Genomic DNA, 15218 nt, shown 5'->3' with positions numbered 1-15218 from the left:
CCTCTACAACCCAGACGATCTGTGACTGGCTTCTTTAGCCTGCTCGAGTTTATTGACGTAGTACTCTCGTTTTTCTTCGACTTCGTGGATCGTCGGTTCATCCTTCTGTCCATGAACTCGGACAATCTTGGCCGGAATACCGACAACCGTCACATCACTAGGTACATCTGCTACGACAACTGCTGCAGCACCGACCTTGGCATTTTCACCAATTTCCACTGGTCCAATGACTTGGGCATGAGCGGATATTAAAGCTCCTTTTCGCACGGTTGGATGGCGTTTGCCACAGTCTTTCCCTGTTCCCCCAAGAGTTACCCCATGATAGAGGAGAACGCCTTTTTCAATGATAGCCGTCTCCCCAATCACCAAACCAGAGCCATGGTCGATAAAGACACCTGAATCAATCTGGGCACCTGGATGAATCTCAATCTGAGTCCAAAAGCGCCAAAACTGACTGTGCATACGAGCAAGGAGTTTGAAGCCATGCTTCCAGAGAAAATGCGAGAGACGGTGGGCCGCCAAGGCCTTGACACCTGGATAAGTCAGCAAAACCTCCAAAGTGGTGCGGGCCGCTGGATCATTTTCTTTTACGATATCAATGGTTTCGCGCCACCATCCCATACATTTCTCCTTTTCTTATTCTGAATCTTTTGGTGTTTCTGTAATTTCTTTCTTAGGTTTGTGGTCCTTGTGATGACGTGGGCGGTGAGGTCTCTCAGACTTTTCGCCTTTTTCATCACGTTCAGGTTTTGGAGGACGAGGAAGAAGGGCTTTCATAGAAGCATCCACACGTCCTTTTTCATCAATCTTGATAACCTTAACATCAACTTCATCCCCGATTGCTACCAAGTCTTCGACATTATTGGTACGCGTCCAAGCCATCTCAGAGATATGAACAAGGGCATCTGTCTTGTCAAAGAGGTTAACAAAAGCACCAAATTTCTCGATACGAACGACTTTAGCACGGTAAACTTCATCCACTTTGGCTTCACGGACCAAACCAGCAATAATTTCTTTAGCACGGTTAATAGCATCTTGGTCGCTAGAGTAGATAGACACATTTCCTTCTTCGTCGATATCAATCTTAACGCCTGTTTCAGCGATAATCTTGTCGATGGTTTCTCCACCCTTACCGATGACAATCTTAATCTTGTCCACATCAATCTTGATGGTATCAATTTTCGGAGCAGTTGGAGCCAATTCTGGACGAACTTCTGGAATGGTTGCTTCAATCACATCAAGAATTTCAAAACGGGCTTTCTTGGCTTGGGCAAGAGCCTCAGTCAAGATTTCTGCAGTAATCCCTTGGATCTTGATATCCATTTGAAGGGCTGTAATTCCGTCACGAGTTCCTGCAACCTTGAAGTCCATGTCTCCAAAGTGGTCTTCCAAACCTTGGATATCTGTCAAGACTGTATAGTTGTTTCCATCTGAGATGAGACCCATGGCAATTCCTGCTACTGGCGCCTTGATTGGCACACCACCAGCCATAAGTGCAAGAGTTCCAGCACAGATAGAAGCCTGAGATGAAGAACCATTTGATTCCAAGACCTCAGCCACCAAGCGGATAGCATATGGGAATTCTTCCAAGCTTGGCAAGACTTGAGCAAGAGCACGCTCACCAAGAGCACCGTGACCGATTTCACGACGACCTGGCGCACCGTAACGACCAGTTTCCCCTACAGAGTATTGTGGGAAGTTATAGTGGTGCATAAAGCGTTTCTTGTACTCTGGGTCCAAACCATCGATGATTTGAGTTTCCCCCATTGGAGCCAAGGTCAAAACTGAAAGGGCCTGAGTTTGCCCACGAGTGAAGAGACCTGAACCGTGCACACGAGGAAGGAAGTCAACAACCGCATCCAAAGGACGGATTTCATCGACCTTACGACCATCAGGACGCACCTTGTCTTCTGTAATCAAACGGCGCACTTCAGCATGTTCCATTTGTTCCAAGATTTCAGCAACATCACGCATAATACGGTCGAATTCTTCATGGTCCGCATATTTTTCTTCGTAAACAGCAGTTACTTGGTCTTTGACTGCTTGAGTTGCAGCTTCACGAGCCAATTTTTCTTCTACTTGGACAGCTTTTTGGAGGTCGCTGTTGTAGGCTGCGATAATTTCAGCCTGCAAGTCAGCGTCCACATGAAGCAATTCTACTTCTGCTTTTTCTTTACCGACTGCCGCAACGATTTCTTCTTGGAAGGCAATCAATTCTTTGACTGCTTCATGCCCTTTAAGGAGGGCTTCCAGCATGATTTCTTCTGACAATTCTTTAGCACCAGACTCTACCATGTTGATGGCGTGTTTGGTACCAGCTACTGTCAATTCAAGGAGAGATTGCTCTGCTTGTTCTTGCGTAGGGTTGATAATGATTTGACCATCTACATAGCCAACCTGTACCCCAGCGATTGGTCCGTCAAATGGAATATCTGAGATAGACAATGCCAAGGATGAACCAAACATAGCTGCCATAGGTGCAGAGGCATTTTCATCATAAGAAAGCACGGTGTTAATCACCTGTACTTCATTACGGAAACCTTCCGCAAACATAGGACGGATTGGACGGTCAATCAAACGCGCTGTCAAAGTCGCATCCGTTGAAGGACGTCCTTCACGTTTCATAAAGCCACCAGGAAACTTCCCAGCTGCATACATTTTTTCTTCGTAGTTGACTTGAAGAGGGAAGAAATCCCCAGTTGCCATCTTCTTAGACATAACGGCCGCAGTCAAGACAGTTGACTCACCGTAACGCACGACAACAGAGCCATTTGCCTGCTTAGCAACCTGACCAGTCTCTACAATTAACTCACGACCCGCAAAAGTCGTTTGAAATACTTGTTTTGTCATTTTAATCCCCTTTGGATTGATGAAATTATACGCCTTGCCTACAAAGATCAAGATACCAAGGGCGTCAAAAGCAAAGTAAAAATAGGAAACTGACGAAGTCTTCGATGAAGACAAGACAGTTTATCTTTTTTACACAGCTTTTCGGCCGGGTTCAATTACACAAGATAGCATTCGATTGACGCAGTGTACCATGTTCACCAGGAAATCTATCTTTTTCACTAGGGATTTAGTCCGTGTTCAACTATCTAGATACTTTGAAAAGTTTAAAAATATTATTCTTTAGTATTTTTCCTTTTTATAGCAGATTTGAATAGTTAAAAATCTGTTTATACCCTCATCTTTGTATCAAGTACGTACAGAGTCTATTTTATCATATTTTTCTTAAAAAGTGCGGTCTTTACCATTAAAAAGGAACCATTCCCCTCAGCTGAGAAGAATGGTTTGCTTTTTATTATCCTAGAGACTGATGATTAAACAAGGCATGGGTTGCTTGGTGGATGTATTTTGCTGTATCCGCATTGTTCATAGTGTAGAGATGCACACCGGCAACATCCTGAGTTACCAAGTCCACGATTTGGTCCACTGCATAGGCAAGTCCTGCTGCTCTGAGCGACTCAGGGTCATGCTCATACTTGTCTAAGATGGCTTTAAATTTGCGTGGAAGATGGATATTCTCACAAGTCTTCAAGAGGCGGAGAGCCTGATTTCGATTCAGAATTGGCATAATCCCTGCATGAATGGGAACATCAATCCCAGCCAAGATGCACTTGTCTTGGAAATCATAGAAGCGCTCATTGTCAAAGAAAAGCTGAGTTACAAGGCTCGAACAACCTGCATCCACTTTCTTCTTAAGATTTTGAATATCTGAAATCTGATTGGGTGAATCTGGATGGCCTTCTGGATAACAAGCACCAACAATATCAAAGTGAGGGGCTTGTTCCTTGATGAACTCAATCAAGTCAGTTGCATAGCGGAAATCCTTTTGCGGCTCCACATCAGGGATAATATCCCCACGCAATGCCAAGATTTTCTGTACCCCAACCTTGTCCAAGTCAGCAATGGTTTCAGCCACCTTGTCCTTAGTCAAATAGATGGCTGGCAAGTGGGCAATAGTCGGAATCGTCAAGTCATTTTGGATAAAGTCAGCCAAACGAACCGTCGTTTCCTTGATATTAAATTTATTATTGCTGGCAGTTACACTGATAAAGTGAGGAGCCAACTCCTGCATATCTTGAAGAGCAGAAATAATGTTATCGTTACCCACGGCTGGGTTGGGAGGGAACACTTCAAATGAGAGTGACGGTGTTTGGCGTGACATAGTCATTATCCTTTTCTAGTTGATTTTTTTTCGTTAGCTGGATTCCTAGAATCCAAGTGAAACAGGCAGATTGACCAAACAGCGCTTCTAGAGAAATCCTTATCTTACAATTTCTCACGCGCAGCTTTAGCTGCTTCAACAAGGCGGATCAAGCTTTCTTTTGTTTCTGGAATACCACGTGTTTTCAAACCACAGTCAGGGTTGATCCAAACTTTCTTGCTTGGCACTTTAGCAAGGATGGCTTCGATTGTGTGGTCGATTTCGCCTTCGTTTGGTACACGAGGTGAGTGGATATCATAAACCCCAGGTCCCACTTCTGTTTGGAAGTTTTTCGCTTTGAGTTCATCCAAGATTTCAAGGTTTGAACGGCTAGCCTCAAATGAGATAACGTCCGCATCCATGTTGTCGATAGCTGGGATGATATCTGTAAATTCTGAGTAACACATGTGAGTGTGGATTTGTGTGTCTGGCGCTACTGTTGAGTGTACCAAGCGGAAGGCAGGAATTGCCCAGTCAAGATAGTCTTCGTACCAGTCGCTACGACGGAGCGGCAATTTTTCACGAAGAGCAGCCTCATCGATTTGAATGATTTTCACACCAGCAGCTTCAAGGTCAAGCACTTCATCCTTGATAGCAAGGGCGATTTGAAGAGTAGAATCCTTGATAGAGATGTCTTCACGTGGGAATGACCAGTTGAGGATGGTAACAGGTCCAGTCAACATACCTTTAACAGGTTTGTTTGTACGGCTTTGTGCATAGCTAGACCATTTAACAGTGATAGGGTTAAGACGAGTTACATCACCCCAGATGATTGGTGGTTTCACCCCACGCATACCGTATGATTGTACCCAACCATTTTTAGAGAAGAGGTAGCCTGACAAGTTTTGACCGAAGTACTCAACCATGTCATTACGCTCAAATTCACCGTGAACAAGGACATCAAAGTCGATATCTTCTTGCCATTTGATCCATTCGTCAATTGTTTCAGCAAGGAAAGCATCGTACTCTTCTTGAGACAATTCACCTTTACGGTAAGCCAAACGCTTCGCACGAACTTCTTTTGTTTGAGGGAATGAACCAATCGTTGTTGTTGGAAGAGCTGGAAGTTTGAAAGCTTCTTCTTGGATAGCTTCACGTTCTGCAAAGGCTGGCAAACGAGTGTAGTCTGCGTCTGTCAAGCCAGCGATACGCGCACGAAGTTCAGCATTTTCACCAACACGCTCAGTCGCAAAGAGTTCTTTGTTGGCTGCAAGTGCTTCTTCACCTTGACCATTGCGGATAGCATCCAAATCACGAATCTCATCCAATTTTTCAACTGCAAAGGCAAAGTGGTTCAAGATTGCTGGTTCAAATTCTTCATTAGCAGTTGTAAATGGCACATGAAGAAGTGAGCATGAGCTTGTCAAGACAATGTTTTCAGCTGGGATTTGTTCAAGAATAGCCAAGCTCTTTTCGTAGTTGTTACGCCAGATGTTTTTACCATTGACAATACCTGCGTAGAGAGTCTTGTCAGCTGGGAAGCCACCTTTAACCAATTCAAGAGTTTTCTTACCTTCAACGAAATCAAGACCGATAGCATCTACTGGCAAGTTTACAAGGTCAGCGTAGACGTCACGAACGTCTCCGAAGTAAGTTTGAAGCAAGACTTCAAGACCTTTTTTGTCAGCCAAGAGTTTGTTGTAAAGGTTCAAGAAGAGAGCTTTTTCTTCGGCAGTCAAATCTTTCACAAGAGCCGCTTCGTCCAATTGGATGCGAGTCGCACCAAGTTCTGCCAATTTTGCAAAAACTTCTTGGTAAGCAACAACTAAGCTGTCTACAAAGTCTTCTGCTTTCACGCCTTCTTCAAAGTCTGACAATTGAAGGAAAGTGAATGGACCTACAAGAACAGGACGAGTGTTCAATCCAAGTTCTTTGGCTTCTTGAAACTCATCAAAGATTTTGTGACCTGCAAGTTTGACTTGAGTGTCTTTTTCAAATTTAGGAACGATGTAGTGGTAGTTGGTGTTGAACCATTTCTTCATTGGAAGGGCGCGAACATCCCCTTTTTCTCCTTGGTAACCACGACCCAAAGCGAAGTAGCGCTCAAGGTCAGACAAGTCCAAGTTTTGAACTGAAGCAGGTACCACGTTGAAAAGGAAAGCTGCATCTAGGAAGTTGTCATAGTGAGAAAAGTCATTTGATGGGATTTCAGTGATGCCTTTTTCTTTGACAATGTTCCAGTGTTTAGCACGCAAGTCTTTTGCTGCTGCCAAGAGTTCTTCTTCTGAGATTTCTTTTCTAAAGTATTTTTCAGTTGTAAATTTTAATTCGCGGAATTCGCCCAAACGAGGGAAACCGATGATTGTAGTTGACATGATGTGTCCTCCAAAATTTGTTGTTGAAACTATCTTAACAGAAAAGAAAGCGTCTGTATAATTGTAAAAAATTAGGCTTTGATATAGTTTGAAACTATATCTCTGTTTTAGACAAAAGAAAAAGACTTGAGACACATGCCTCAAATCCTTTGTGTAACTTGTTTTTTGCTGTATTTTTGTTAGAATGCTCAAACACGTTATTAGTAATTCTTATAAGTGACTATGACTTGTTATTAGAAAAGACTATAGGTTGATCCCCTTCTCTCGGAGATTGTCCAGACACTCCTTATAGTAGGCAGCATCATGTTCGCTGTATATAGGACTTTTCAGCTTTTCCTCTGCTAAGTCTTGATAAGGAGGGCAGGTCTTACCTCGGTAGTTCTTGTCCAACCACTCTGGACTGACATTGTAGCCACGGCCAGCCATTTCCTCCATGATCAAGCGATGATAGGCATAGAGACGATAGGGCGAGTGGGTAAAGACATAGTCCACCGTCGCATGCTTTCTGCCCCAGCCATTGCCACGCAGGGCGCAACACTCTCGATGTTGCCCCAAGAGTTGAGGACGGGGAAGTTGTGAAATCAAAGCCTCATGCCAAAGTCTCATGGGCGTCTCCTTTCAGTAAAGTCGAATGTTGCAAGTAGGTATTGGGATAGCGTTCAAGCAAGTCTCTCGTCTTAGCAATTAAGTCTTCTTTGGTGGCATGACCAGAGTGATAACGCTCCAGTAAAAACATATAATCCTTGCGTTCAGTCTCCCTTGCTTTCTTCTTGAAATATCCCCAAATATGCTGAAAGGCATTGCAAACCTGACCCCTGTGTTCTGGAATCTGACAGGCACGGTCAATCATCTCCTGAACCTGACTCACTTCCACCTCTTCATTCTTCAAGTATTGGCGAATCTCATTGTAAATATTGCTGGAATGGCTCAAAACAAGGTATTTATTTTCCGCCCAGAGTCGCTGACAAAGGGCACGTTGGTTGTTATTTTCCATATTTCTCCTTACTTTCTACTAGTTCCCCGGAAATATGGAAACAAAGTTATATCTTAAAAATGAGCGAATTATGAGCGGAATATGAGCGAATAAATTAGCCCCATCACCCTTTAAAGTTTTTCAAAAACTCTTTGAGTTCTGCATCGGTTTCTGGTGTGGTTCCGTGGAGTTGACCGAGCATTTCAAGTAGAGAAGCTGTTTGGCTTTCGATTACTTTATTTGTCTCGTTAATCTTGCTGACAATGTCTGTCAGCAGTGCTACTACTTCTTCCTCACCAGTACTTAATCTCACCTTCTCTAAAACCATTCAACCGAATTCCTTGAGGTTGTGTGGACGAACTGCTAATCAAGCCCTTAGATAAAAGATAATTTCTCATCTTTTCGTTGAAATTACTTTTCTTAACTGTGACATAATTGTTTCCTTTTCCGTTCCCATTCAATTTTTCAAAAGCCTTTTCCCATTCTTTATATACATCAGAATCACCCAAAAAAACCATTATCTCCCACAGTTCAAATAGATTTAGATAGTCCCCTAACAAATCTAACCTATGTGTTGACATTTCTGGATTAGATAGTAAATTATCCTTGAGCAGTCTTGTACGATCTAAAGGCTGAATATCGTCCATAGTCAATAACTCTCTGCATAACTGAATACTAATTTCTTCACTATCTAATCTAATCAAATCATCCAAATTTTCTTTAGCTAACTGTCTTATCTTAATTTTGATAGATTCATCTGCATTGTCATAATAATTGGAACTAATTATATAACTTAAATCATCTATATCAAATTTAGAATCAAGGATATGAGCAACAAGTTTAATAGAAAATTGCTTATTTTTCAAGCTTACATGATCCAGAATATCTATTATTTGTAGCTTATAGGAATCATCTATTTCCTCATATTGCAACAAATCATTGAGTTCCGTTTCATCATGAACCTCTTCTTCAATCTCAAGATACTTTTCAATATTCCTTGAAATGAAATAATTTTTCATTGATGGATATTCTTCTCTGATGAACTTAAGACTATTAGCATTGAATTTTATAACCTCCAAATCTATCAAAACTTCTAATCTATCATCCGAAAGCCCCATTACATCAAATTTATTGTAATGCCATTGCATTGATGCAAGCATTGATTTATAGATAGTTAAGTTCAGATTATCTTCAGATACAATTTTATCAAAAAAATCTCCCTGTACTTTCTCATCAAGTTGTACAAAAATATCTCTGTTTAATACAAAATTGGGATCTTGATTAATAAAATCAACCAGGCGATCAGCAATATCATTAAATGAAGAAAAGTAGGAACAAACAATTTCAGAATTAACTTGCCCTTTTTGAAGCCGTACAAGATATTCTATCAGTTTTATATCATTAGATAATCCTTGAAACTTCTCTACAGTGTATTTAATGGAGAATTTTGGAATACTATTCAATATACTTACGGCAGGTGTTATTCCCCCATCTTCGTAATCCTCAACTTTAAATAAAATATCATGTTTAAGCAAGTTCTCAATATAAGAAGAATCATCATCCATTTCCCCGTTTGATATTTTTATATAAACATTGGCGTATTGTAACAAATTATCTTCCGAATCTAAACAGTAATCAAACAGTGATTTCAATTCAATATTTTTACTAATAAGCTCAAAATTCTTGTGAGTATATTCATAATTAGTATATCTTTTTCCCAAGTTCCATTTTATAAAAAATTTCAAATTATTCTCAGAAATCGAATATAAATCATTCCGATAGATATAATTCATTATTTCTTTATAATCTGTAAGTTTTTTTGCATCTAATAAGGATCCATAAATATTCTGTGCATATTCTCTAACTTTTATCTCAATATTTGATAAATTTTTAGTAAACTGCTGAATTTCATAACTCATATTTGGAGAAAGAAGCTCTTGATTATCATTTATATATCCTGAAATCAATACTTTTGTTTTTTCAGGAATACCACTCAAATCAACTAAATTCATTAATGATAGTATTAGACTATTTTTATTTAGAACAGCATATCCTCCATTTTTAATTTCTAAATACTCGTTAAAAAGACTAACATTGTGCTCCAACCATTTCTTAAAAAATAATTTAATAGTCTCTTTTTTATAAATTACACCTTGACCTGATGTAGATCTATCTAATGTATTATAAAAGTTAATCAAGAAATCCAAAACATTCTCTTGTTTAAATATTTGAACTAAACACTCAGTATCATTTTCTTTTTTGGAATTTAGTAAATAGTCAAATAAATTATAATTTAGCACATAACTATATCTATAATCTTTAATCGACAAGCGATTAACTATTTCATTAGTATGGGGTAAAGAAATATCATAATTACCATCACGTCCAGAAACAACATTTCTTAAATATTCTTTTTCTTCTACCGTTATAGTATTTTCATAGAAATGATTCAAATAATCTTGATAGCTCTCATCAATATAAGCATTTCTAATTAGGAAAGAAATTATTGAGAATTGAGGATTCTTTCTTATTTCTTTTGCAAAGTCACTTTTAAAATCATCAATATCTGTAGCATATTGATAAACGTCTGATAATTTATAACTATCTAGTTTCCCAAGATCATCGTTCATTTTCTTAATTTCTTTTTCCAATTTTTCTATGAGCTTCTTATTCCTAATATTTTCTAAACGTTCTTGGAATTCTGGAGTATTTTTATCTGGAAATATAGAATCAATATCCTCATTACGTTCATTTTGATTATAATGTGCATTGTAATAACTGTCAAAGGAGCATATTTCACTTTCATCTGCAAGTAACTCTTTTATATAATCTGAGCGCGTTGAAAAATCTGATTCAAATTTTCTATTTACTTTAATTACTTTTCTCCCATATGGTACTTTCAAAATAGTTCCATATAATTCAAGCTCATCGTTTAATTGTTCTTCATCTGCCTTCTCTATCTTTTTCTCCAATTCTTTTATCTTACTATTTAATTCCTCCCTACGATTTTTTAATGCTATTTCTTTTGAGTTCAATAATTCAAATAAATATCCTTGATTTTTTTGTAAAAGCGAAAAGTCTTTAGGGAAAATATTTTTGTAGACTACCATTGAGAAAATTTTCTCACTCTCTAACGGTAATTTACTTAATGTTTCTTTATAAGTCAGATACTCATTGCAAATATTATTAATCAGACGCATATCATCAAGGTATAATGAGATATTGAATAAAAACTTTTCATCTAACACCTTATGAAGTTCCATATCTTTTAATATTTTTGATAATTGGTCATAAGAATTTGAAGCAGTGACAACTGGAACTACCGGAATAATAAAATCAAAAAACTTTGTTCTCTCTTGAGATTCAAACAAATCATCCTTTACAAGATAGAAAAACACCAACTTGGAATCCCTACATATCTTTCTTTTTCTATTGATAACTATATTTAATTCCTTCAATTTTTCAAAAATTCTAGAATCATTAAAACGTTCAATATCTTCAAATACTATGACATCTGCTCCTGATTGCTTGAATAAATAAAGGACATCGTCCAAGTAGCGATCAAAATAGGATACTTTAGAATTATCATTTGAAAAAATTTCAATGTCAGTTTCAATTTTTTCTGCTTTTAAGGATAATTTTTTGACAAAACCAAAATCTTTTTGTAGTTTCAGTAAAAAATAAATTCCATATATAATTAAAATAAATAAAATTACTAGTACAAGAAGGGAGATAATAGGTTTCGTAGTCCAAGATAGCCAACAAAAGTTCTGAATCAAACCATTCCATGAAGAAATATTTAATAAGTATAAGGATAGTAATATTACTAAACCTAAATAGACCGAAATATTAAAAGGTTCAATCTGCGACTCTGCATCAAGAGTTTTAAAAATGGATTTTCTTATTTGATTAGGATTAATTTGATGAAGTAATTGATTGATTATTTTCCCTTCAATGGTATTGATTTGACGATTATTTAGTCCATTTTTTTCATTGCTTATCGTTTCATCATACTGCCCCAAAGATATATGGAGGAATTTTTTATCTGTACATTGGAACTCAAAGCTCTCAACAACGCTACTTTTCCCTGCTCCATAATTCCCAGTAATAGCTACGTTGGTTACTTCCGAATTTTTGTCAATCGCAAATTTAAGTGCTCTTTCTGTTACTGGCTTTATTTTTATATCTTTATTTGAAGTAAGTGCTCGAAATTTATATTCTCTTGCCATTAATTTATCTCTCCCAATAATTACTATATGTTTAAACAACTACCATTATATCAATTCTGACACAGTATATAAAGCTTTTATATACAAAAATCCCCTTAGAAATCCACTTCTAAGGGGTTGTCTTTATCCTGCTGCTTGAGCTGGTTCTGCTGGTTTGGTCTTTTTATCTTTCTTGCTACTAGTGATGAGACGGCGCTTGCTATCTCGGATACTATTGAGTTCCTTGAGAAGTTGAGTCAGGTGTTCCTTTTCAGGATAGGCTTCTGCACTGGCTGCTGTATAGCGCATAAAGAGGTCGTAGCTAGTTGAAAGTTCGGTACGGAGTTGTCTGGTCTTACCGACTTCCTTGGCAGACTTAGAAGCACGCGCCTTACTTTCCACTTGGTCATATTCCTCTTGAGCATTGACCACCGCCGTCAGCATAGGAGTCAGTCCTAGACTGGTAACTGCCTCATGATAGGGTGTTTCACTAAGTGTTTTGAGAAGGCTCTTGATTTCTGCCGTTTCCACATCGTTACTGTGCTTAGTGATATCCTTGTACTTAGCAAAGACTGGTTTCAGAGTTTCATGAGCTTCTTTGAGCTTAACATCCTTAATCTTAGCAAATCCTCTATGAAGGGTAAAGAGACCGACCAAGGCACTATCACGATTGCGATCGACTTCTGTCAGATTACTAGACTCTTTCGTCTCCACCGTCGCAAGCTGAGCTTGAAAATCATCAAGCTTGGTCTTGAAGGGTTCCAAATGTTTGACATACATGCCCTCATCCTTGTTTGCTTTGGAAAAAGTTGCTAAACTTTGATGAGTATCCATCATCAGGCTTTCAAACTCACGGTTGGTAAAGTTGCTGTAACTAAGAGGGCGAATAGCGTATGTTTTTGTCATGATGATATCCTTTCTATTTAACGAATCATTTTGTTTTTTCTTTATCAAACCAAGACTGGATTAGTTCTGGAAGATAGACCTGTTTTTGATCTGTTTTTACAATGCTTCCTTGTCTACCATGTTGAATCAAAGGTCTATCCTTAAATACAAAGACTTGAAACAATACACAGACCAATAATACAATTCCAATTACAGGAAATGACCATAGTACACTCTCCTCATCATCTCTAACTTTCTTCATTAATTTTTCTCCTTTAAGTTGATACATTCATTCTAACAGTTTCCCAAACCATTTTAACCCCCATCCGCTCAACTGTCATTATTTCCATCTAAAATGTACTTTTCAGGACAAATCAGACATTTCCAAATTAAAAAAATCTCTATCTGACTAGACATACATACCATCCATCAGATAGAGACTCTTACTATTTTTAGATTTTACCTTTTCGAGCTTTAGAATACATATAAACTTTAGGGAAAATGACTATTCAAAAGCTAGAAGACCCCAAATCTTTCTCAGATAAGCCATTCGAAGCTTAGAATACTTGTAAATTTATGGAATTGTGGTCATTCTAAAACTAGATTACATATAAACCTTAGGAAAGAGACCTATTCTAAGTCTCGAAGACCTATCTTCCTATCCATTTCTCATCAAAAAGACTCATTCCCCCTTTCTCCTCCAAAATATGGTATAGTATAGTTATACTATCTATGAGGAGTTTACATGTCACAGGATAAACAAATGAAAGCTGTTTCTCCCCTTCTGCAGCAAGTTATCAACATCTCATCGATTGTCGGTGGGGTTGGGAGTTTGATTTTCTGTATTTGGGCTTATCAGGCTGGGATTTTACAGTCTAAAGAAACCCTCTCTGCCTTTATCCAGCAGGCAGGTATCTGGGGGCCACCTCTCTTTATTTTTTTACAGATTTTACAAACGGTCGTCCCTATCATTCCTGGGGCCTTGACCTCGGTGGCTGGCGTCTTTATCTACGGCCACATCATCGGTACGATCTACAACTATATCGGCATTGTCATTGGTTGTGCCATTATCTTTTATCTGGTGCGCCTCTATGGGGCTGCCTTTGTCCAGTCTGTCGTCAGCAAGCGCACCTATGACAAGTATATCGGCTGGTTGGATAAGGGCAATCGTTTTGACCGTTTCTTTATCTTTATGATGATTTGGCCCATTAGTCCAGCTGACTTTCTCTGTATGCTGGCTGCCCTGACCAAGATGAGCTTCAAGCGCTATATGACCATCATCATTCTGACCAAGCCCTTTACCCTCGTGGTTTATACCTACGGTCTGACCTATATTATTGACTTTTTCTGGCAAATGCTTTGACACATAAAAAATCCGTTTGGTTTCCCAAGCGGATTTTGTGCTTTATTTTGAAACTTCTTTTGCAAGGACAAAGTTTCCAAGAGTAGCAGAACCATTTCCTGCGACTGCTGGCGTTACAATATAATCACGCACATCTGGTACTGGTAGGTAACCGTTGAGAAGAGCTGTAAATTTCTCACGGACACGGTCCAGCATGTGTTGTTGAGCCATGACCCCTCCACCAAAGACAATCACGTCTGGGCGGAAAGTCACTGTCGCATTGACCGCAGCTTGAGCGATATAGTAGGCTTGAACATCCCAAACAGGGTTGTTGAGTTCAATATTTTCCCCACGAACACCTGTACGAGCTTCCAAACTTGGACCAGCTGCATAGCCTTCCAGACATCCCTTATGGAAAGGACAAACACCCTTAAACTCTTTTTCAATATCCATTGGGTGTCTAGCAACATAATAATGACCCATCTCAGGGTGACCCACACCACCGATAAACTCTCCACGTTGGATGACACCTGCACCGATACCTGTACCGATTGTGTAGTAAACCAAGTTTTCGATACGGCCACCAGCATTGTTACGGGCAACCACTTCACCATAGGCAGAGCTGTTTACGTCTGTAGTGAAGTACATTGGCACGTTTAGCGCGCGACGAAGAGCACCAAGCAAGTCCACATTTGCCCAGTTTGGTTTTGGAGTCGTTGTGATAAAGCCATAAGTTTTTGAATTCTTATCAATATCAATCGGACCAAATGAACCGACTGCAAGACCAGCAAGGTTATCGAATTTTGAGAAGAACTCGATGGTTTTATCGATTGTTTCGATTGGAGTTGTTGTTGGAAATTGCGTTTTTTCTACAACGTTAAAGTTTTCATCACCGACAGCACAGACAAACTTTGTACCGCCCGCTTCCAAGCTTCCATATAATTTTGTCATGATAAACCTCTTGTTTTTATTTTCTTTATTATAGCATATTTCGAAAGTCTAAATTTCTCTATTTTTTAGATTTTCCTCTGTAAATCTTACCATTCAAGCAAAAACGAACAAACATGTCATTTGTTCGTTTTCATTGTGAGAGGGAATATTGTACTCAATGAAAATCAAAGAGCAAACTAGGAAGCTAGCCGAAGGCTGTACTTGAGTACGGCAAGGCGAAGCTGACATGGTTTGAATTTGATTTTCGAAGAGTATTAGATTTTCACTTCGATCACAGCATCACCCTTCGCAACTGAACCTGTTGCGACTGGAGCTACTGAAGCGTAGTCAGCTGTAT

The 15218-nt window shown here is 38.9% G+C and carries 11 protein-coding genes and 2 pseudogenes; 1 reads left to right on the top strand and 12 read right to left on the bottom strand.

Features of this window, described 5'->3' with window-relative positions:
• Positions 1 to 3: 3 nt before the first annotated feature.
• The 10 genes and pseudogenes from cysE to RYK12_RS07565 all read right to left on the bottom strand — a co-directional run bounded on the left by cysE (position 4) and on the right by RYK12_RS07565 (position 12850).
• A complete protein-coding gene (gene cysE / locus RYK12_RS07610; protein WP_314848244.1) occupies positions 4 to 621 on the bottom strand; it encodes a serine O-acetyltransferase in 618 nt (205 codons plus the stop codon).
• Between the two features lie 15 nt (positions 622 to 636).
• Positions 637 to 2850, bottom strand: coding sequence for a polyribonucleotide nucleotidyltransferase (gene pnp / locus RYK12_RS07605; RefSeq protein WP_227326088.1), 2214 nt, complete (start codon positions 2848 to 2850; stop codon positions 637 to 639).
• Positions 2851 to 3301: 451 nt separating this feature from the next.
• Positions 3302 to 4168 (bottom strand): methylenetetrahydrofolate reductase [NAD(P)H], encoded by an 867-nt coding sequence (gene metF / locus RYK12_RS07600; RefSeq protein WP_314848240.1) that lies wholly within the window; start codon positions 4166 to 4168, stop codon positions 3302 to 3304.
• 104 nt (positions 4169 to 4272) lie between these two features.
• Complete coding sequence (gene metE, locus RYK12_RS07595) at positions 4273 to 6522, bottom strand: 5-methyltetrahydropteroyltriglutamate--homocysteine S-methyltransferase (RefSeq protein ID WP_314848238.1); 2250 nt, start codon at positions 6520 to 6522, stop codon at positions 4273 to 4275.
• Positions 6523 to 6765: 243 nt separating this feature from the next.
• Complete coding sequence (locus RYK12_RS07590; protein ID WP_247953275.1) at positions 6766 to 7128, bottom strand: TIGR02328 family protein; 363 nt, start codon at positions 7126 to 7128, stop codon at positions 6766 to 6768.
• Positions 7112 to 7516 carry a YbgA family protein gene (locus RYK12_RS07585; protein WP_247953276.1) on the bottom strand — a complete coding sequence of 135 codons (405 nt, stop codon included), beginning with the start codon at positions 7514 to 7516 and terminating at the stop codon, positions 7112 to 7114. The genes RYK12_RS07590 and RYK12_RS07585 overlap by 17 nt, the downstream gene beginning before the upstream one ends.
• 103 nt (positions 7517 to 7619) lie before the next feature.
• Positions 7620 to 7802, bottom strand: a pseudogene (locus tag RYK12_RS07580) (type I restriction-modification system subunit M); the annotation flags it as partial.
• Positions 7789 to 11724, bottom strand: a complete 3936-nt coding sequence (locus RYK12_RS07575) for a hypothetical protein (RefSeq protein ID WP_247953277.1) — start codon at positions 11722 to 11724, stop codon at positions 7789 to 7791. The pseudogene RYK12_RS07580 and the gene RYK12_RS07575, both read right to left, overlap by 14 nt.
• 123 nt (positions 11725 to 11847) lie before the next feature.
• Positions 11848 to 12609, bottom strand: coding sequence for a DUF6261 family protein (locus RYK12_RS07570; RefSeq protein WP_247953278.1), 762 nt, complete (start codon positions 12607 to 12609; stop codon positions 11848 to 11850).
• A 25-nt stretch (positions 12610 to 12634) separates the two neighbouring features.
• A complete protein-coding gene (locus RYK12_RS07565) occupies positions 12635 to 12850 on the bottom strand; it encodes a hypothetical protein (RefSeq protein ID WP_247953279.1) in 216 nt (71 codons plus the stop codon).
• Between the two features lie 483 nt (positions 12851 to 13333).
• Between RYK12_RS07565 and RYK12_RS07560 the strand changes: the two genes are divergently transcribed.
• A complete protein-coding gene (locus RYK12_RS07560; protein ID WP_000076168.1) occupies positions 13334 to 13951 on the top strand; it encodes a TVP38/TMEM64 family protein in 618 nt (205 codons plus the stop codon).
• 42 nt (positions 13952 to 13993) lie between these two features.
• On the opposite strand, the gene scrK is transcribed toward RYK12_RS07560, so the two are convergent.
• On the bottom strand, positions 13994 to 14881 hold the full coding sequence (scrK, locus tag RYK12_RS07555; RefSeq protein WP_000164309.1) for a fructokinase ScrK: 888 nt from the start codon (positions 14879 to 14881) through the stop codon (positions 13994 to 13996).
• Positions 14882 to 15135: 254 nt separating this feature from the next.
• Positions 15136 to 15218 (bottom strand): annotated as a pseudogene (locus RYK12_RS10165) (PTS beta-glucoside transporter subunit IIBCA); the annotation flags it as partial.

This window comes from uncultured Streptococcus sp. (assembly GCF_963518475.1).
Taxonomy (GTDB): Bacteria; Bacillota; Bacilli; order Lactobacillales; family Streptococcaceae; genus Streptococcus.
The sequence above is the reverse complement of the archived record's forward strand: the minus strand, read 5'-3'. Positions and strand labels throughout refer to the sequence as shown.

Excerpts from the sequence above, each read along its gene's own strand:
- cysE (WP_314848244.1), bottom strand. The coding sequence starts at position 621 with ATGGGATGGTGGCGCGAAACCATTGATATCGTAAAAGAAAATGATCCA.
- metE (WP_314848238.1), bottom strand. The coding sequence starts at position 6,522 with ATGTCAACTACAATCATCGGTTTCCCTCGTTTGGGCGAATTCCGCGAA.
- pnp (WP_227326088.1), bottom strand. The coding sequence starts at position 2,850 with ATGACAAAACAAGTATTTCAAACGACTTTTGCGGGTCGTGAGTTAATT.
- RYK12_RS07565 (WP_247953279.1), bottom strand. The coding sequence starts at position 12,850 with ATGAAGAAAGTTAGAGATGATGAGGAGAGTGTACTATGGTCATTTCCT.
- RYK12_RS07560 (WP_000076168.1), top strand. The coding sequence starts at position 13,334 with ATGTCACAGGATAAACAAATGAAAGCTGTTTCTCCCCTTCTGCAGCAA.
- RYK12_RS07585 (WP_247953276.1), bottom strand. The coding sequence starts at position 7,516 with ATGGAAAATAACAACCAACGTGCCCTTTGTCAGCGACTCTGGGCGGAA.
- scrK (WP_000164309.1), bottom strand. The coding sequence starts at position 14,881 with ATGACAAAATTATATGGAAGCTTGGAAGCGGGCGGTACAAAGTTTGTC.
- metF (WP_314848240.1), bottom strand. The coding sequence starts at position 4,168 with ATGTCACGCCAAACACCGTCACTCTCATTTGAAGTGTTCCCTCCCAAC.
- RYK12_RS07575 (WP_247953277.1), bottom strand. The coding sequence starts at position 11,724 with ATGGCAAGAGAATATAAATTTCGAGCACTTACTTCAAATAAAGATATA.
- RYK12_RS07590 (WP_247953275.1), bottom strand. The coding sequence starts at position 7,128 with ATGAGACTTTGGCATGAGGCTTTGATTTCACAACTTCCCCGTCCTCAA.
- RYK12_RS07570 (WP_247953278.1), bottom strand. The coding sequence starts at position 12,609 with ATGACAAAAACATACGCTATTCGCCCTCTTAGTTACAGCAACTTTACC.